Origin of the sequence: Curtobacterium sp. RIT-PI-V (genome assembly GCF_025642935.1) — a bacterium.
Lineage (GTDB): Bacteria > Actinomycetota > Actinomycetes > Actinomycetales > Microbacteriaceae > Curtobacterium.
This window is the reverse complement of record NZ_JANZKM010000024.1, coordinates 49,710-62,125: the sequence shown is the minus strand read 5'-3', so window position 1 is coordinate 62,125 and position 12,416 is coordinate 49,710. Positions and strand designations below refer to the sequence as shown.

Below are 12,416 nucleotides of genomic sequence, written 5' to 3'. Positions count from 1 at the left end.
GAGTAGTGTCCGGGTATGCAGAACATCACGGGGGTTCGGGTGGTCTCGGCCGCGGCGGTCGTCGCAGCGGTCGTGTTCGGGGCGCGCGGGCTGGTGGGGACGATCTGGCTCGCGCCGTGGGACCTGCCGAACGGACTGCTCCTCGTCGCCACGGCGCTCGCCGGGCTGGCGGGTGCGGTCGTGCTCGTCGCCGCGGTGCGCGCTCGGGACCGTCGGGCGCTCGCGTTCGCGGTGTCGGTCCTTGCGTTCGCGCTCCTGTGGCCCGCGCCGAGCTGGGTTACCGAGGTGCTCCTCGTCGTCGCGCAGGGTGCACTCGTGGCGTTCGGGGTGCTGACCATCCGGAACGAGGACGGCGTGCAGCGGGCCTTCGGCTGGATCGTCACCGTGGCGGCGTCGCTGTGGTTCGTCGCGGCGCTGCTGTCGAACACGGTCCTGCTCACAGCGCTGCCGCAGGAGGCGCTCGGCATCGTGCTGGCCGTCCCGGGGCTGCTGCAGACCGTGGCGTACCTCGCGGCGACGGTGCTCGTCGCCGTCCCGCTCCTGCGTCCGGTGGGCCGGGGCGTGAACGCGCTCTGGGCCTCGGCCGAGGTGCGCTGACTCCGCAACGACGCTGAGACCGCAGGGCCGCAGGGCCGCGGCGCCGCAGCGCCGGCGTGCGCCCCTCAGTCGGCCCGTGCCGCCAGGCGCTCGGACCGGCGCACTGCCTGCTCGTCCGGGTCGGGCACCGGCGCAGCCTGGATGAGTCGACGCGTGTAGGGGTCCTGCGGTGACCGGAGGATGGCGTCGCGGGTCCCCTGCTCGGCGACCTTCCCGCCGTGCAGCACGAGGACCCGGTCGCACAGCGTGTCGACCACGGCCAGGTCGTGGGTGACGAACAGGCACGCGAAGCCCAGGCGTTCCTGCAGCTCGCGGAAGACGTCGAGCACCCGCGCCTGCACCGAGACGTCGAGGGCGCTCGTCGGCTCGTCGGCGATGAGCAGTGCGGGGTCGAGTGCGACGGCGCGCGCGATCGCGACGCGCTGCCGTTGTCCGCCGGAGAGCTCGTGCGGGAAGCGCTCGCGGTACCCGCCGTCCAGGCCGACGTCCGCGAGCAGCCGGTCCACCCGTTCGTCGATCTGGGCCGACGGCAGGCGCAGGATCTGCCGGAGCGGCTCGGCGACGGTCTGTCCGACCGTGTAGCGCGGGTTGAGCGACCGGAGCGGGTTCTGGAAGACCACGCCGACGTGTCGCCGCATCTCCCGACGAGCTGCTCGCCGGGCGACCGCCACGTCGGTGCCCTCGACGACGACCGAACCGGACGTGATCGGTGCGAGCCCCACGGCGGCGCGGCCGATGGTGGTCTTGCCGCTGCCGGACTCGCCCACGAGTCCGACGATCTCACCGCGACCGACCGTGAACGACACGTCGTCGACCGCGCGGAACCGCCCGCGCAGTGCACCGCCGTACTCGACCACGAGGTGCCGGACGTCGAGGACGACCGACGGGGCCTCCGTGACGGGGTCGACCCGCGCCTCCCGGCCGACCTCGGCGCCCATGCGTGGGACCGCAGCGAGCAGGTCGCGGGTGTAGTCGGCGGACGGTGCGGAGAAGACCGCGGCGACGGTGCCCGTCTCGACGACGCGACCGCGGCGCATGACGACCACGCGGTCGGCGATGTCGGCGACGACGCCCATGTCGTGGGTGATGAGGAGGATCGCGGTGCCGGTGCGTTCCCGCAGCGCACGCAGGACGTCGAGCACCTCGGCCTGCACCGTGACGTCGAGTGCGGTGGTCGGCTCGTCGGCGATGAGCAGGTCGGGGTCGGCGGCGAGCGCCATCGCGATCATCACCCGCTGCGCCTGTCCGCCGGAGAGCTCGTGCGGGTACTGGCCGAGCCGGCGTTCGGGTTCCGGCACCTCGACGGCACGCAGGAGTTCGAGCGACCGCGCACGGACGGCGGCGCGGTCGTGCGAGGCGTCGGCGCGGCGGACGGCCTCGGCCAGCTGGAACCCGACCGTGAACACCGGGTTGAGGGCAGCCGACGGGTCCTGGAAGATCATCGACACGCTGCGGCCGCGGACCCCGCGCAGGGTGCGCTCGTCGGTGCCGAGCACCTCGAGGTCGCCGAGCCGGATGCTGCCGGAGGACCGCGCCCCGTCCGGCGCGATCCCCATCGCCGTCATCGCCGTCATGCTCTTGCCGGAACCGGACTCCCCGACGACGGCGACGACCTCGCCGCGGCCGACGGTGAACGAGGCGTCGTCGACCGCGCGGACCTCGGCGCCGTCGACGTCGAAGGTCACGGACAGGTGGTCGACGGTCAGGACGTCGGTCATGGGGTCTCCGAGCGGTCGGTGCGGTCGCGGGCGGCCTTGAACGCCTCCCAGTCCTCGAGCATCTTGTGGTGGTGGCCCTGCAACCACTGCATGTAGTCGCGGCCGTTGAGCAGGCGCTCACGCACCTCGGCGTCGACGTCGCCCGCCCCGGTGCGGCCGGCGTGCTCGACGACGGCCAGACCGTGTCCGATGATGTCGCGCTGCCGGTCGAGGTACTTCCGTTCGCCGGCGAGCCAGGAGCCCCAGACGTCGGCCTCGGCACGGAAGTAGTGGCTGCGCTCACCGGCGACGATCTGCCGCTTCACGAACCCGGAGTCGACGAGCCGGCGCGTCGCCATCGAGACCGAACCGGAGCTGGCGCCGAGCGCGCGCTGGAGATCGGCGGAGGACGAGTGCGGCGCGCGCGTCATCATCAGGTAGCCGAGCACGCGGGCGTCGGTCAGGGGCATGCCCGCACCGTCGTTGAGCATGAGGGCGAACTCCTCGACGAACGCCTGGCGGTCGGGTCCGAGCACGACGTCGTCGTGCCCGGCACCGTCGCCCCGACCGTCCACGTCACTCACGGTGCCAGCCCTGCCGCGACCTCGGGCGACTCGGCCGGGATCGTCCACGGTTCCTCGGTCATGCCGCCACCGGCACGGATCGACCGGACGGTACCGTCGGCGTCGCGCGTGAAGGTGATGTCCTCGTCGACCGAGCCGAAGCGGTTGCCGTGCGTCATCCGGAGCGTGTCCGCGTCGACGACCTCGAGCCGGGTCGGGGTGTCGAGCGGTTCGGGTCCGGACGGGTCGACCTCGACGAGCCGGTCGCCGATCCGGGCGATGTCGCTGACGCCCCACGGGTTGGCGAAGCGTCCGGTGTAGGTGGTGGTGTCGACGTCGTCGGGCACGGGGGTGCCGGGCGCGGACGTGTCCGCCGCGGCGTCGAGCATCTGCACGATGGCGGTGGCGATGAGGGTGGCGGGACCGGCGGCGGCGCTCGTCAGCACGGACACGACGAGTCCGGATGCCGGGTCGAACAGCGACTGCGTGATGTGCCCCGGGAACCCGCCGGAGTGACCGCGGACCTCGCGGCCGCCGATGCGGTCGACGATGAACCCGGCGCCGTAGCCGCGGGCGGCCGGGTCGTCGGTGGCGCTCCAGGCCTTGCGCTGCGCGAGTCGCTTCGAGTGGTCGTCGAGCAGGCTGCCGGCCCCGATGACGTGCTGCGAGAAGTACTCGACCAGGTCGGACGCGGTGCCGTGGAACCCGGTGGCGGCGGCCATCGCGTGGGTGTCCACGTGGTCGATGCGCTGCCGCTGCCGCGCGGTGTGGAACCCGGTGTACCCGACCACGAAGTCGTCGGCGCGGGTGGGGTCCCAGTCCGGTCCGGTGTTGCGGAGGCCGAGCGGTTCGGTGATCGACTCGCGGACGAAGTCGTTGTAGGACTGCCCGGACACCGCTGCGATGACGAGCCCGAGCAGCGAGTACCCGAGGTTCGAGTAGTTGAACGACGACCCGGTGGGGACCTTCTGCCCGCGGTCGAGGACGAGCGCGAGCAGCTCCTGCTCGTCCGGGAACGGGCGGAGCAGCGACCAGTAGTCACCGTCGTGGCCGTCCCGGATGACCCCGGCGCCCATCTCCATGAGTTCCCGGATCGTGGCGTCGGCGAGCGGCGACCCGCCCTCGACGAGTGCCGGGACGTACGTGCCCACGGTGTCGTCGAGGCGGAGCGACCCGCGCTCGGCGAGCTGCAGGAGCGCGGTCGCGGTGAAGGTCTTCGAGTGCGAGGCGATGCGGAACAGGTCGGTGGTGGTCAGGCGGCGACCGGCCTCGACGTCGGCGTAGCCCCAGGCCTCGTCGAACAGCACCTCGCCGCCGAACCCGATGGCGACCTGCACGCCCGGCACCCGCAACTGCCAGACCTTGTACGACACCCACTCGTGGATGTAGGGCAGGGTCTTCCGGTACGCGGAGAGGGTGTCGGTCACGGTGGTCCTTTCGAAGGGCGGTGGTTCGAGTCTGGCGCGTCGGCCGCGATGGTGCCCGCCGCGACGCGGCGCGCGCCGTGCAGGTCAGCGCCGACGCGGGTCGAGCGCGGCGCGCAGCGTGTCGCCGAGCGCGATGACGGAGAGCACCGTGACGGCGAGGAACGTCGCGGGCGCGATGAGCATGTGCGGGGCGCGGAGGAACTGCGACGTCGCGGCGGAGAGCTGCAGCCCCCACGAGATCGCCGGGCTCTCGAGCCCGATGCCGAGGTAGGTCAGCGACGACTCGGACACGATGACGCCGCCGACGGTGATGGTCGCGAGCACGAGCAGCGGCGAGATCGACGACGGCAGCACGTACCGGGTGGTGATCCGCCAGGTGGACAGCCCCATCGTGCGGGCGGCGAGCACGAACTCGGCGTTCCGCACGCTGCGGACGCTCGAGCGCACGAGCCGGGCCATCGTCGGCCACCCGAACAGCGCGAGCACGAGCGACACCGTCAGCACGGACCGCTCCCCCACGCTGTTGAGCACCACGACGGCGCCGAGCAGGAACGGGAAGCCGAGGAACACGTCGGTCAGGCGGGCGAGCACGGCGTCGACCCAGCCGCCGACCATGCCGGCGATCGTCCCGACGACGACGGCGACCATGCCGGCGAGCACGGTGGTGAGCACCGCGACGGCGATCGAGGATCGGGTGCCGTACACGACGTTGGCGTACACGTCGCAGCCCTGCAGGTCGAAGCCGAACGGGTGTCCGCTGGTCGGCGAGGCGCCGCTCTGCCCGAGGTCGCACACCCGGGGGTCGCCGTGGCCGAACAGTCCGGCGAACAGCTGCGGGAACGACGCGACGAGCAGCACGACGACCAGGACCGAGGCGGGGACCCAGAAGCCCGGGGTGCGGGCCGCGGCCAGCAGGGGGCGTCGTCGGCCGCCGACGACGGGTTCGACGGTGGCGCTGAGCGCTGAGGTGGTCATGCGGCTGCTCCGGTCCGGACGCGGGGGTCGAGGGCGGCGTGCAGCAGGTCGACCAGCACGCTCGTGACGAGGAACACCAGGATGAGCGCCGTCGAGATGCCGACCACGACGGCACCTTCGTGCGACCGGATGCCCTGGAACAGCAGGTTGCCGACACCGGGCAGGTTGAAGATGCCCTCGATGATCACGGTGCCGCCCATCAGGTACCCGAGGTCGGTCGCCAGGTAGGTGGCGGTGGGGATGAGCGAGTTCCGCATCACGTGCACGCCGATGATCCGACCGGGCGTGAGCCCCTTGGCCCGTGCGGTCCGCACGTAGTCGGCGTCGAGGGTCTCGATCATCGAGGTGCGGGTGAGCCGGGACACCGCCGCGAGCCCGAACAGCGCGATGACGAACGCTGGCAGGATGTACGCCGTCGGCCAGCCCGCGGTGACGCCGGCGACCGGGAACCAGTGCAGCCGCACCGAGAACACGAGTTGCAGGGCGACGCCGAGGACGAACACGGGGATCGCACCGACGACGATGGTGCCGACCAGGACCGTCTTGTCGAGTGCGGTCCCGCGCTTCAGGGCGGAGAGCACCCCGAGCCCGATGCCCAGCACGATCTCGAGCGCCCAGGCGGTGAGCGCCAGGGTGATCGTGACGGGCCACCGCGAGGTCATCTGCTCGCCGACGGACTGCCCGTTGAAGTCGGTGCCGAAGTCGCCGCGGAACAGCCCGCCGAGGTACTGCACGTACTGCAGCCAGAGCGGCTGGTCCAGGTGGTACTCGGCCCGGAGCGTGCGGACGACCGCGTCGCTGAGCGGCCGGTCGCCGCCGAGCGCCCGGATCGGGTCGCCCGGCAGCGCGAACGTCATCGCGTAGATGAGGAACGTCACCCCGAGGAACACGATGGCCAGGCCGCCGAGCCGGCGACCGACGGCGAGCGTCGGACGCATCACGCGCCTCCCGACACGGCCGCCGACACCGGACGGGAGGCACGGGTCGGGTCCGCACTGTGCCTTCCGTCGTCGCCTTCGGCGACGTGGCTCGCGCAGGCGAGGATCGCCCCGTACTGCACCCCCACGAGTTTCCGCACCGGGATCGGTTCCGCCTCGGAGGCGGCGTCCGCCTGCCAGTGCGCGTAGCGCTCCGCCAGGCGGTCGCGGAGCCGCCGGAGCGGCGCGGACGCCGTGCCGGCGGTGGTCTCCGCCTCGACCGCGCGGAGCAGCATGCCGCCGTAGCGCAGCCGGAAGCAGCGGACCAGGTCCTCGCAGCCGAAGCGCTCCGCGACGGTGGCCCGCCGGTCGGCCGGCTCGCGGTCGGCCCGGCGGCGGTCGGTGTCCGCCGTGCTGGCGAGCATCGGCACGAAGGCCCGCGACGCCTCGAGGAACGGCGACTCGATCGACAGCATCGGCGACGCCTCGTCGAGCAGCTGCTGGAGTTCCTCACCCGAAGCGCCGAGCTCGGCGGAGCAGCGCCGCAGCAGGTCGGCGTACGACTCGTCGGTCGGGGTCTGGTCGTCGGCGTCCGGGTGGCTCCAGTACGGCAGTTCGGCCACCATGCACAGTGCCCCGTGCCGCATCGCCCACGCCGCGCTCGACGCACCGTGGATGTGCTCGCCCGGGTCGACCCCGAGCCCTTCCAGGTAGTCGTACGCGGTCTCGATCCCGTCCATCGCGAACACCGCGGGGGCGAGTTCGCGCAGGAACGGTGACTCGGGCTCCCCGGTGTCGAGCGGCAGCCCGAGCGCGGCGGGGACCGCGTGCAAAGTGTCGACGACGTCGGGCAGGTCCTCGGACAGGTAGTAGTAGACCCCACCCATCTCGCCGTTGTGCAGTGACACCAGCAGGTCCGGCTCGGTGTCGTCGATGAGCCGCATGAACGCGAGCGTCTCGGGCAGCACCTGGTCGAAGTACACCGACTTGTAGCGGTTCGGGAACGTCCACTCCACCTGGCTGTCCGGGGCCGGGCGGTAGAAGTGCCGCGAGTAGAACACGCGGTCGTGCGGGTCGTGGAACCAGGCCTCGTTGAGCCGCATGCCGTCCGGGTCGATCGTCGGGACGATGTGCCAGGTGACGTCGAGCGCACGGGCGTCGTCGTCGGTGAGCACCGTCTCGGCGAGGTGCAGGGCCGTCCACGAACCGATCGGTTCGTTCGGGTGCACGCCGCCGACCACGACGGCGGCGTGCGACCCGGTGCCGATCCGGTAGGAGTGCAGCGGTTCGCCGAGCCGGCTGGTGCCGATCCGGGTAACCGTGACCTGGTCCGGGTGCGCCGCGGCGAGCGCGTCGAACCGGGCGTGCAGGTCGTCGACGAGCGGGAAGCCGTCTCGGGCGGGGACCTCGGCCGCCAGGCGGAGGATGGTGCGCTGGTCCATGTGGTGGTGCCCTACTTCACGGCGATCTGCGCGACGACCGGGCTGCCGGCGACCGCGGGGAGCTTCGTGACCTTGTCGCTCGTGACGTACGAGTACTTGTCGAAGAAGGTGGGGACGACGGGGAAGTCCTCGAGCACGGCCTCCTGCGTCTTCGTGTAGTACTCGTTCGCCTCGTCCTGCGAGCCGGCCGAGTCGGCCTTCGCCAGCAGGGCGTCGACGGTGTCGGACTGGTAGTACCCGGTGCAGGGCGAGCAGCCGCCGGCCAGGGTGAACAGGGCGCGGAGGGTGTTCTGCTGGCTGATGTACAGCGCACCCCAGTGACCGAAGTGCGGGCCGGCGACCTTCTTGTCCGTCAGCTCGGAGTAGTACGAGGCCCAGTCGGTGGTGGCCTTCGCGACGGTGTCGACGCCCAGGTTCTGCCGGATCTGGTTGGCGTAGGCCTCGTAGAGCGAGTCGAGGCCGCTGCCGCCGGGGTAGACGAGCGTGATCGTGCCGTCGAAGCCACCGGACTTCGCCAGGAGCTGCTTCGCCGCTGCGGGGTCGAACTCGCACGCGTCGCCGCAGATGCCTTCTTCCGTGCCGGACATCGACGGGGGCGTGAGTGCGGTGGCGGGGTCGTACAGGCCGCCGTAGATGGCGGTGTTCACCTCGTCGCGGTCGATCGACATCGAGATCGCGCGTCGGACGTCCGGGTCGGAGTAGCGGTCGTCCCAGAGCGGGAAGCCGAGGTAGTCGATGCCCGGGGCGTCGAAGGAGTGCAGGCGGTCGCCGAAGTCGGCCTTCGCGCTCGTCATCTTGTCGGTCGGCAGGAACAGCACGTCGGCGTTGCCCGCGAGGACGTCGGTGTAGGCGGTGTTCATGTCCGAGTAGCTCCGGAACGTGACGTCCTTCGTCACCGGCTTCGTGCCCTCGTAGTCCTTCCACGCGGTGACGGTGAACTCCTTGTCCGCCTTCCACGCCGACTGCATCTCGTAGGGGCCGTTCCCGATCGGCTTCTTGTCGTACGCCTTCAGGTCGTCGTAGGCGGCCTCGGGCATCGGGTAGAACGCCGTCTGGGCCTGGCTGAGCTGCAGCGGGAACTGGCTGTCGGCGTGCGTGAGCGTGACCGTGAAGGTGTCCTTGCCGGTGACCTTCAGCCCCGACATCTCCTTCGTCTTCGGGGTGCCCTTCGCCGGGTTGAGGTCCGTGTACCCGACGATCGCGGCGAGCTGCCCGCTGTTCTCCCACGCGTTGGGGCCGTAGGCGACGTGGTTCCAGGCCTTCACGTAGCTCTCCGGGGTGACGGCCTCGCCGTTCTGGAACGTCCAGCCGTCGCGGAGGGTGATCGTCCACGTGGTGGCGTCGTCGCTCTCGACGCTCTTCGCGGCGACGTCGTGGAGCTCGCCCTTCGCGTCGGTCTGCGTCAGCGGGGCGAACAGGCTCTGCACCTGGTCGAACGCGACGGTCTGTCGTCCGGGCGTCAGGTGGTCGGGCTCGCCGGTGGCGTACACCAGGCTCGCGTCCGCTGCGGAGTCGGCCGTGCCGCTCGCCGAGCAGCCGGTCACCACGAGCGCCAGTGTGGCTGCCGTGGCGAGGGCGGCGATGGTCCTGCGTCGCATGGGGGTCTCCTCGGGTCGTCGTTGATGAGTGAAGCTAGGCCCGTCGGAGCACCCGGCACAATGCTTCTTTCAATGAACTCTGAAACTTTTACCGTTCTGAAACACTCGTGAAACGACAGGTGTCGCGCTCGACCGGGGCCGTGTGCCACGCTCGGACCATGCGGCACACACCCCACTTCCTGATGACGGACGTCGACGAGGTCAAGCGCCTCGTCGCCGGCAACCCGTGGGCCACGATCGTGTCGCACACCGACGCCGGGATCGTCGCGTCGCACTACCCGTTCCTGCTCGAGACGCCCGGTCCGGACGACGACCCCGACGCGATCGTCCTCGTCTCGCACGTCGGCCGCCCCGACGAGCTCGCGCACGAACTCGGCCGCCACGAGGTCCTGATCGTGGTGCAGGGTCCGCACGGCTACGTCTCCCCCGCGTGGTATCCGCCCGAGCAGTTCGTGCCGACCTGGAACCACGTCACCGCCCACCTGTGGGGCACGCCGGAACTGCTGTCCGACGACGAGAACTTCCGGGTGCTCGGCGAGCTCGTCGACCACTTCGAGCGCGTCATGCCCGAGCCGGTGTCCCTCGAGATCGACGAGGAGACCGCACGCCGGATGGCGAAGGGCACCGTCGGCATCCGGATCCGGGTCACCCGGTTCGACGCCCGCGCGAAGCTCTCCCAGAACAAGGCCCCCGAGGTCGTCGACCGCATCATCGCCGGCCTGCGCGGCGACGGCCCCTACGCGTCGCCGGCGCTCGCCGACGAGATGGCACGGGCGCACGGTCTGGAGGAACGGTGAGCGAGATCCTGCTCCGCACCGTCCGCCGGGTGGGCACCTCCGGGGCCCCTGCCGACGTCCGCATCGCCGACGGCCTGGTCACCGAGATCGCGCCGGCCGGCACGCTCGACCCCGCCGGCCCCGACACCGAGGTCGTCGAGGCCGCCGGTGCCTGGCTCGGCCCCGGCCTCCGCGACCACCACACGCACTTCGACCAGTGGGCCCTGGTGCGCCGCCGCATCGACGTCTCCGGCTGCGACTCCGCGGAGTCGACCGCCGACCTCCTCGCCGCGGTCGCGCGGACCGGGGTGCCGGACCGCGTGCTGATCGGACACGGCTACCGCGACGGGTTGTGGCCGACCCCCGCACGACGCGAGCTGCTCGACCAGGCCGCACCGGGCCTCCCGACCGTCGTCATCAGCGGTGACCTGCACGCCGTCTGGTGCAACGCCCTCGCGCTCGCGCACTTCTCCGCACTCGTCGGCCGGCCGCTCGAGGCGGGCCCGGACGGGGTCCTGCGCGAGCAGGACGCCTTCGACGTGACCGGCGCGCTCTCGCAGGTGCCGGACGACCTGCTCGACGGGTACGTCGCCGATGCCGTGGAGGCCGCCGCGGCCCGCGGTGTGACGGGCATCGTCGACCTCGAGATGCGCTTCGGCCTCGACCGCTGGACGCGCCGGATCCACGCCGGCACCGACGCGCTCCGGGTGTCGTCGGGCGTCTACCCGGCGGAACTCGACGCCGTGATCGACCGCGGACTCCGTACCGGCGACGTCGTCGACCGGACCCGGGGCCTCCTCACGATGGGGCCGTTCAAGGTCGTCACCGACGGCTCGCTCGGCACCCGGACCGCGGCCATGACCGACGGCTCCGGCGTGCTGGCGTGGGAGTTCGACGACCTCGTGGCGATCACCCGCCGGGCCGTCGACGCCGGACTCGTGCCCGCGATCCACGCCATCGGCGACCGGGCGAACACCCTCGCGCTCGACGTCTTCGAAGCCGTCGGCGCCCGCGGCACCATCGAGCACGCCCAGCTGCTCGTCGACACCGACGTCGACCGGTTCGCCAGGCTCGGGGTGGCCGCCTCGGTGCAGCCCGAGCACGCCATGGACGACCGCGACATCGCCGACCGGCACTGGGCGGGCCGCACCGACCGCGCCTTCGCGTTCGCGTCGCTCGCCCGAGCCGGTGCCCGGCTGCTGCTCGGGTCGGACGCCCCCGTCGCACCACTCGACCCGTGGATCTCGATGGCCGCGGCCGTCGGACGCGACCGGGACGGCCGCGACCCGTGGCATCCCGCCGAACGGCTCTCCACGCTCGCCGCGTGGCAGGGCTCGACGGACGGTCGGATCAGCGTCGCAGTCGGTGACGTCGCGGACCTGGTGCTCGTCGGGTCGGACCCGCTGGCAGCGTCGTCGTCCTCGTTGCGCTCGACGCGGGTGCTCGCGACCGCGATCGCCGGACGGTTCACGTACTCAGAGCTCTGAAGCGCGCTACTTCTGGTCCTTCGGGCACCAGTAGAGCTTCCGGCCGGCCATGTCGGCCATCCGGATCTCGGTGCCGCACACCCGGCAGGGCTCACCCTGGCGGTGGTAGACCCAGTGCCGGTCCTTGCGCGACCGCTGCGCCTTCTTGTACTCGGCGTCGGACAGGCCGTCCATCGTCATCATCAGGCCGTCGCGGACGCCGTCGTGCAGCAGCTTCGACCAGTCCGCCCACAGCGCCTTCGCCTGCTTGACGGTGATCTTCTTGCCCGGCTTGTAAGGGTCGATCCGCTGCCGGAAGAGCAGTTCGGCACGGTAGATGTTGCCGATGCCGGCCACGACCGACTGGTCCATGAGCAGCTGCCCGATGGCGACGTTGCGCTTCCGGACGTTGTCGACGAAGGCCTTCTCGGCCTCGGGGCCGTCGTCGTTCATCGGGTCGGGGCCGAGCTTGTCGAGGGCGCGCTGCACCTCGGCCGGCGTCTCCACGACGCACGCGGTCGGGCCGCGCAGGTCGGCGACGGTGTCCTCGGTCAGGATCCGGACGCGCACCTGGCCGACGGGGTCCGGTGGGAAGGACTCGATCGGGTCCTCCGCCTTCTCCTGCTCGGCCATCCGGTACCGGGCCAGCCGCGGTGCGCCGATCGAGCTGAGCGACTCCTCGCGGTCGTCGTCGTCCGACAGCGCCTCGGCGGTGGAGATCACCCCCGCGAAGTCCCACGCGCCGTACAGGCCGAGGTGGACCCGGAGGAACAGGTCGTCCTCGAACTCGAGGAACATCTGCTTCGCCACCGCGCGGGCGGCGACCAGCTTCTTGCCGTCGAGCTGCGCGGCCCCGGCGGCGAACCGCCCCTGCGGACTGGACACCTCGCAGCGCTTGCCGACGAAGTGGCGGGTGAACTGGTTGGCGATTCGGTGGACGGAGTGACCCTCGGGCATG

11 protein-coding genes are annotated in these 12,416 nt (G+C 71.7%); 3 read left to right on the top strand and 8 right to left on the bottom strand.

The genetic code is table 11. The features are described from left to right. Positions 1 to 15 precede the first annotated feature (15 nt). Entirely contained in the window at positions 16 to 597 is a 582-nt protein-coding gene (locus OGL88_RS14125) for a hypothetical protein (protein ID WP_263091811.1), read from the top strand. A gap of 65 nt (positions 598 to 662) precedes the next feature. Here OGL88_RS14125 and OGL88_RS14120 read toward each other — a convergent pair whose 3' ends face one another. From OGL88_RS14120 to OGL88_RS14090, 7 genes are all read right to left on the bottom strand, one after another. Continuing rightward, a complete protein-coding gene (locus tag OGL88_RS14120; protein ID WP_263091810.1) occupies positions 663 to 2,315 on the bottom strand; it encodes a dipeptide ABC transporter ATP-binding protein in 1,653 nt (550 codons plus the stop codon). Next, positions 2,312 to 2,878, bottom strand: a complete 567-nt coding sequence (locus OGL88_RS14115) for a GbsR/MarR family transcriptional regulator (RefSeq protein ID WP_263091809.1) — start codon at positions 2,876 to 2,878, stop codon at positions 2,312 to 2,314. Before OGL88_RS14115 ends, OGL88_RS14120 begins: the two co-directional genes overlap by 4 nt. Continuing rightward, positions 2,875 to 4,284 (bottom strand): serine hydrolase, encoded by a 1,410-nt coding sequence (locus OGL88_RS14110; protein WP_263091808.1) that lies wholly within the window; start codon positions 4,282 to 4,284, stop codon positions 2,875 to 2,877. The genes OGL88_RS14115 and OGL88_RS14110 overlap by 4 nt, the downstream gene beginning before the upstream one ends. A gap of 84 nt (positions 4,285 to 4,368) precedes the next feature. Beyond that, complete coding sequence (locus tag OGL88_RS14105) at positions 4,369 to 5,259, bottom strand: ABC transporter permease (RefSeq protein ID WP_263091807.1); 891 nt, start codon at positions 5,257 to 5,259, stop codon at positions 4,369 to 4,371. Next, positions 5,256 to 6,197, bottom strand: a complete 942-nt coding sequence (locus tag OGL88_RS14100) for an ABC transporter permease (protein WP_263091806.1) — start codon at positions 6,195 to 6,197, stop codon at positions 5,256 to 5,258. Before OGL88_RS14100 ends, OGL88_RS14105 begins: the two co-directional genes overlap by 4 nt. Beyond that, positions 6,197 to 7,618: a M14 family zinc carboxypeptidase gene (locus OGL88_RS14095; RefSeq protein ID WP_263091805.1), complete on the bottom strand. Its 1,422-nt coding sequence runs from the start codon at positions 7,616 to 7,618 to the stop codon at positions 6,197 to 6,199. The genes OGL88_RS14100 and OGL88_RS14095 overlap by 1 nt, the downstream gene beginning before the upstream one ends. Positions 7,619 to 7,629: 11 nt before the next feature. After that, positions 7,630 to 9,216 carry a peptide ABC transporter substrate-binding protein gene (locus OGL88_RS14090; RefSeq protein ID WP_263091804.1) on the bottom strand — a complete coding sequence of 529 codons (1,587 nt, stop codon included), beginning with the start codon at positions 9,214 to 9,216 and terminating at the stop codon, positions 7,630 to 7,632. Between the two features lie 158 nt (positions 9,217 to 9,374). On the opposite strand from OGL88_RS14090, the gene OGL88_RS14085 reads away from it, so the two are divergent. Both OGL88_RS14085 and OGL88_RS14080 read left to right on the top strand, forming a co-directional pair. Beyond that, on the top strand, positions 9,375 to 10,013 hold the full coding sequence (locus OGL88_RS14085; RefSeq protein WP_263091803.1) for an FMN-binding negative transcriptional regulator: 639 nt from the start codon (positions 9,375 to 9,377) through the stop codon (positions 10,011 to 10,013). Beyond that, entirely contained in the window at positions 10,010 to 11,479 is a 1,470-nt protein-coding gene (locus OGL88_RS14080; RefSeq protein WP_263091802.1) for an amidohydrolase, read from the top strand. Before OGL88_RS14085 ends, OGL88_RS14080 begins: the two co-directional genes overlap by 4 nt. A 6-nt stretch (positions 11,480 to 11,485) precedes the next feature. Here the strand turns inward: OGL88_RS14080 and OGL88_RS14075 are convergent, their stop codons facing one another. Beyond that, the gene (locus OGL88_RS14075) at positions 11,486 to 12,415 is read right to left on the bottom strand and encodes an Fpg/Nei family DNA glycosylase (RefSeq protein WP_263091801.1); all 930 of its coding nucleotides are present in this window, start codon (positions 12,413 to 12,415) and stop codon (positions 11,486 to 11,488) included. Position 12,416: the final 1 nt, after the last annotated feature.

Excerpts from the sequence above, each read along its gene's own strand:
- OGL88_RS14125 (WP_263091811.1), top strand. The coding sequence starts at position 16 with ATGCAGAACATCACGGGGGTTCGGGTGGTCTCGGCCGCGGCGGTCGTC.
- OGL88_RS14120 (WP_263091810.1), bottom strand. The coding sequence starts at position 2,315 with ATGACCGACGTCCTGACCGTCGACCACCTGTCCGTGACCTTCGACGTC.
- OGL88_RS14105 (WP_263091807.1), bottom strand. The coding sequence starts at position 5,259 with ATGACCACCTCAGCGCTCAGCGCCACCGTCGAACCCGTCGTCGGCGGC.
- OGL88_RS14100 (WP_263091806.1), bottom strand. The coding sequence starts at position 6,197 with ATGCGTCCGACGCTCGCCGTCGGTCGCCGGCTCGGCGGCCTGGCCATC.
- OGL88_RS14095 (WP_263091805.1), bottom strand. The coding sequence starts at position 7,618 with ATGGACCAGCGCACCATCCTCCGCCTGGCGGCCGAGGTCCCCGCCCGA.
- OGL88_RS14090 (WP_263091804.1), bottom strand. The coding sequence starts at position 9,216 with ATGCGACGCAGGACCATCGCCGCCCTCGCCACGGCAGCCACACTGGCG.
- OGL88_RS14085 (WP_263091803.1), top strand. The coding sequence starts at position 9,375 with ATGCGGCACACACCCCACTTCCTGATGACGGACGTCGACGAGGTCAAG.
- OGL88_RS14075 (WP_263091801.1), bottom strand. The coding sequence starts at position 12,415 with ATGCCCGAGGGTCACTCCGTCCACCGAATCGCCAACCAGTTCACCCGC.